1 protein-coding gene is annotated in these 2,740 nt (G+C 42.9%); it reads left to right on the top strand.

Annotation, left to right across the window (positions count from 1 at the left end; translation table 11 throughout):
- Positions 1-607: 607 nt before the first annotated feature.
- The gene (locus KR51_RS00550) at positions 608-2,029 is read left to right on the top strand and encodes a hypothetical protein (RefSeq protein WP_022603801.1); all 1,422 of its coding nucleotides are present in this window, start codon (positions 608-610) and stop codon (positions 2,027-2,029) included.
- Positions 2,030-2,740: the final 711 nt, after the last annotated feature.

The raw sequence follows: 2,740 nt of genomic DNA, 5'->3' as shown, positions 1-2,740 counted from the left end.
AGCAATTACGCGACTCCGATCGGGTATCATGCGAACATCAGAAAATGACAGTAGTACCGCGCTGTAAGGGTGAAAATTTATAACCTTTCGTCAGGGGTTTAGATCTAGGGGAGATTCCAGGCTCTGTATTGCCTGCTATATTTCTCTTAAACTGATGGATTGCAGAAGCTCTCCCCTAGGGGGCTGTTTGAAAAGTCGAGTTGCGCGAAATCGAGCACATGCCTCGCGACGAGTGAATCGAAGTTTCTGTTTTTTTCTACGGGGCGCACAGGTTAGTCTGAAGCCCGGCTGGACCCTTTTCAAACGGACTCCTAAGATCTCAACTTTGTGAATTGTTTCTGAGCTCGATTTTGTCCATATGAGCATGGCTTATGCTAAGCAACCCTTTTGAGTTCATAACTCTCAGAGTTTTCGAACGTCGCGGGTTTGTACTTGCCTGGAGAAAGTCTCGATCCGAAGGTGCTAAAGCTTTTGAGACCTACTTTGAGATCCAGTGGAAATTGACAAATTCAAGCTTAGAGCAAATCCTTGACAGGGATTTTGCCATGTTTGGCGTCTTAGTCGATATTGTCATTATAATTTAGCATCGCTGTCGCATCAAGCCATCATGTTTGCATCTACAAAGTCAATAATTGGAAACTCGTACAACTATATTTTGAGCGGCAACAATAAGGTTGTTTACGGGTTAATAACCTTGATTGGTGTCGTTTTTTTGATCGCCCGAAACCCCAGCCCGTTTTTCTTTTTTGATATCTGGGCAGAAGATGGGAAATACTACCTTGCGAGTGCATTCAAGAACGATGCTGCTAGCTTCCTCAGTTCGTATTTTTGGGCAGATGTTTTCCACAATTGCTGGAATCAGAAAGGCTATTTTCAATTTGCTAAATTCTTGGTGAGTCAATTTTCTGTCTCGATCTATCTATTTCTAGGCTGTGAGGATCTAGTTCGTATCCCACAAATTATAGCCTTAGTTTCAAACCTAATTTACTCTATGATTTTTGCACTTCCAGTCCTTCTTTTTGATAAGTTTTATGCTCGAGGCTGGCTGTTGGCGATTGTAGGTATCAACTTCTTAGTCGACATAGGCGACAATGACTTTATTACCTTTGGTCGAATATTGCAGTTAGGTTTTTTGTCTATCTACTTAGCTTTCTTGCTATCTATATACCGCTTTGTTCGCCGCGATTCAAATCTGGGGTGGCAAGCCTGGGTAATCGATCTTTTATTGCTGGTTTGTACGATAACTCAACCAGTTAATTTGATTTTCTGCGTCTTTTTAATCTCCGCGCGCCTATACTCAATTCTTAGTAAAGGTGGTTTATTTACTTGGAGAATTTCGAACTGGAGTTTAACCCTGCTCGGAGTTTGCAACTTAGTCTATGCTGTCGTTTTGGTATTCTTCGTTCCCTCTGAAGAAATCGCTCCTGATGAGGCTAGACGTCCAATAATTGAAGTGCCTCTGCTGAGGATAATCAAGGTTTTTCTGGGGAAACTTTTCTTTAATCAAGAGCTTGCCTGGCTCCACAATAGGATACCTGCCATTCTTTTTGTGTTCCTGTTTCTGAGCTTCCTTTATTTACTTTCTCGTGCGAATCGGAGTTGGCTTTATCTCTCATTATTTTTTTGGTTCTCAACCTCTTCTCTAGTCGTTTTGTGGCGCCCTAATGTATTGTTACACTTTATAAAAGAGCCAGTCATTGTCTACGCAATGCCTTCTAATCTGATAGCAGTTTTTCTACAGATTAGTTGCATTGCAATAATCTCAGCTTCTCAAGATCGGCTGCGTTTTCCTAAGCTGATTTACTGGCAGTACTTTGTCAAAATTTTGATTTGCTTGATGGTTGTAGTTGGGCTTGAATCTTCTCTGACTCTGACATCAGAACATTTTGGCTATGGATCCCGAATTTCTATACGTGAGGGAATAGCGATCGCAAAGTCAGAAGGTCGTGTAGATAAAGAAGGACGTTTGCAAGTACCAATAAACCCCCCTAAGTGGACTATGTGGGTTCCTTTAAGGTACATACCTTGAAATACATGCTTGGCATTGAAATATAGTCAGGTTCTAAAGCTCGCTTGAGGTAGTGCTATCACGAACTCTCAGGAAGCTGCTAATTAATCGTGCATTGTCCTCAATGCAAAGGCAAGTGCATCTCCACGAACAGAAGTCTCACTATGGAGAGTAGTAGTCATGCAAAGGTGCTTCCGAGAAGATCGTCAAGTACGAGTATGGGTGTATCTACTACAGTAAGCAACGATTTCGCTGCAAGTCTTGCTATTTCAAGTTTGTCCTGGTGCTACCCGGAAACCCGTTTCTCAAGAGATGCGAGACTTCATCGATTGCTGACTAAAAGAGCCTCTGGCTTTGGCAGCGATTTTCCACATTGCTCAAATGCCTGAACGCTTGCCGCAGTATTGTTCTGTTAACTTGGCGATCGCTGGCTTCCACTTCCCTTACTCTTTTTTTTACCCGTCGAGTCACCTCATGGATTTCAGCATCGAATATCAAGAAGCTGTAACTCCACTTACTAATTTGGGAAAGTAAGATAAGCTTTTCTATGTTTTCTTCGCAAAGAGAACATGAATCCTGTCTGCTTCTGACTGCGACGATCGTCTAAAAACAGTGGATATCGAGACCTGCTCTGGGGCGAGCGCGCTCGATATCGTCGGACGATCGCTGTCTGCTCGTCACGATCGCGCTGCCCGAAACATATCCTAAACTTGAGGTCGCAGAAACCTGCGA

The sequence above is a fragment of the Rubidibacter lacunae KORDI 51-2 genome, from assembly GCF_000473895.1.
Taxonomy (GTDB): domain Bacteria; phylum Cyanobacteriota; class Cyanobacteriia; order Cyanobacteriales; family Rubidibacteraceae; genus Rubidibacter; species Rubidibacter lacunae.
Note: the sequence above shows the minus strand (reverse complement) of the source record. Positions and strands in the feature narration are given on the sequence as shown.

Coding starts and splice junctions, on each gene's coding strand:
- KR51_RS00550 (WP_022603801.1), top strand. CDS start 608: ATGTTTGCATCTACAAAGTCAATAATTGGAAACTCGTACAACTATATT.